Source organism: Sulfurovum sp. bin170 (assembly GCF_010892395.1).
In the GTDB taxonomy this organism is placed as follows: Bacteria; Campylobacterota; Campylobacteria; order Campylobacterales; family Sulfurovaceae; genus UBA1140.
The window spans coordinates 1-2,150 of sequence record NZ_JAACKB010000195.1; the positions used below are offsets into that span (position 1 = coordinate 1).

General features: G+C 36.2%; 1 protein-coding gene. It reads right to left on the minus strand.

Going from position 1 to position 2,150, the window contains the following annotated elements; all coding sequences use genetic code 11:
• Positions 1 to 2,127: DEAD/DEAH box helicase (locus GSY74_RS04550; RefSeq protein WP_164663921.1), on the minus strand; the 2,127-nt coding region annotated here is incomplete at its 3' end.
• Positions 2,128 to 2,150: the final 23 nt, after the last annotated feature.

Sequence of the window (2,150 nt, forward strand, 5' to 3'; positions counted from 1 at the left end):
AACATTTCGCTTTTGACCAATTCTAAAAGCTCTGTCCGTTGCTTGGTTTTCAACGGCAGGGTTAAACCATAAGTCGTAGTGAATAACATGATTTGCTTCAGTGAGGTTTAGCCCTACTCCACCTGCTTTAAGTGACAAAATAAATATTTTATGTTTGGGATCATTTTGGAAGCTATCTACTATCTCATCTCGTTTTTTCTTTGTCTGTGAACCTTTGAGGAAGAGTGGAGTGGTGAGCAGTACATCTTCTATCATCTTGACCAGTATATCACCCATCTCTACATATTGCGTAAAGATAAGCACTTTTTCATTTCGTTGTAGTATCGTCTCAAGCAGGGTAAGTAGTTGTTGTGCTTTACCTGAGAGTTTGGGGTCTATAGGGCTGGTTTTATCAAAGTTTCTTGGGTGGTTACATATCTGTTTTAAGGAGATAATGAGTTTAAGTACCAAAGCCCCTGTGTGATCTTCACTCTCCATCATTTCAAAGCTCTCATCCACAAGGCTTTGGTAGAGTCCTGCTTGTTCTTTAGTCATAGTGGAATACTCATCTATAATGATTTTCTCAGGTAAGTCAGGAGCAATATTCTTATCAGTTTTAAGCCGTCGTAGCATAAATGGAGCTGTAATTCTTTTAAGTCTTTCTATCTTGGTATGGTCTTTTTTAATCTCTATATCTTTGGCGTAGTTTTTTTGAAAATCTTTGAGTGTTTTGAGATATTTAGGTAGAGCAAAATCAAAGATACTCCAAAGCTCTGAAAGATTGTTTTCAACAGGTGTACCACTTAATGCAATTTTATATTTACACTTGATAGACTTTATTGCTTTACTTATCTCAGTATTAGGATTTTTGATTTTTTGAGCCTCATCAATAATGAGACAATCTATCTTCTCTTTTTTGAGTTTAACCAAATCTCTACGTGCAATATCATAGGTAGTGATGAGTATATCTGACTCTTGAAGCTCTCTTTTTAAACCATAGTAAGAGAAATAGCTAAGCGATGGGGCAAACTTCTCCAGCTCATTTTCCCAGTTATTGATAAGTGAAGTTGGCACAACGATCACCACTCTATTTTGGATAAAACCGTTCTCTTTGAGATATAAAATAGTACTTATAGCTTGGATCGTCTTACCCAGCCCCATATCATCAGCTAAAATGGTACCAAAACCATTGAGCAGGTTGTTGATATTCCATGAAAACCCTCGCTCCTGATAGGCTCGCAGTTCTGCTTTTAGTGAAGTGGGTACAGGTATATCTTTGGGGCTAAATAGTTCATCTATATATACCTCCAGCTCTTTGGTTAAAAAGGCTTCTCCATTGAGGGTAGCATGTAAAACATCAAACTGATTGAGGCTTTTCTTTCGTTTTATCTCAGCAAAAATATTCTTAGCTTCTTCGGCTGAGATAAGTACGAAGTTATCTTTAAACTCTATCAACTCTTTACCACTCTCAACAAGCTTCTCAAACTCCTCTACAGATATGGCCTGATCACCAATGGCTATCTGCCAGTCATACTCCAGCATGGACTGAAGATCAAAGAATGATTGTAAGTTTTTGGCTTTTGAGCTGATTTTTAGTGATAGCTTTGGTCGCAAGAGATTTTTTAGTTCTTTTGGCAAAATAATATCTATACCCAGATTGGAGATAATGGTTGAAGTCTTTAGCAAAAACTCCTCTAGTTTAGATTTGGAGAGTTCAACCACATCACTCTCCAATAGTCGGCTTGTTTCAGGTAGATATGTATTGAGAAAAGAGATGAATTTTAGTATCTCCATTTTGTTTAAAAGCGTCAAACTTTGTTTTAGCCGATACTCTTTATCTTTGTGCTGTACTTTTATAGCAAGAAAATAGTCATCTGCTTTATCAATATAGATTTTATAACGGTACTGACTCTTGATGATATCAAAGATGCTAAAGTAGTTGTAGATAGAAGAGGCTAGATTTTCTTCTTCAAAACCCTTTACCTTGAACTCCTCTGCATGAAAAAAACTCCCAGAGATTTTAGGTGGATTGTTTTTCTGCTTTTTATGCATAAAATCCATACTTGTTACATAATCACTAATAATTGCTGACAGCATAGCCTCTGTAGAGCTTATCTGGTCGATATATTTTTTCTTATATCGAAGCATCTTAGGAGCCAATTTAGCCAAAG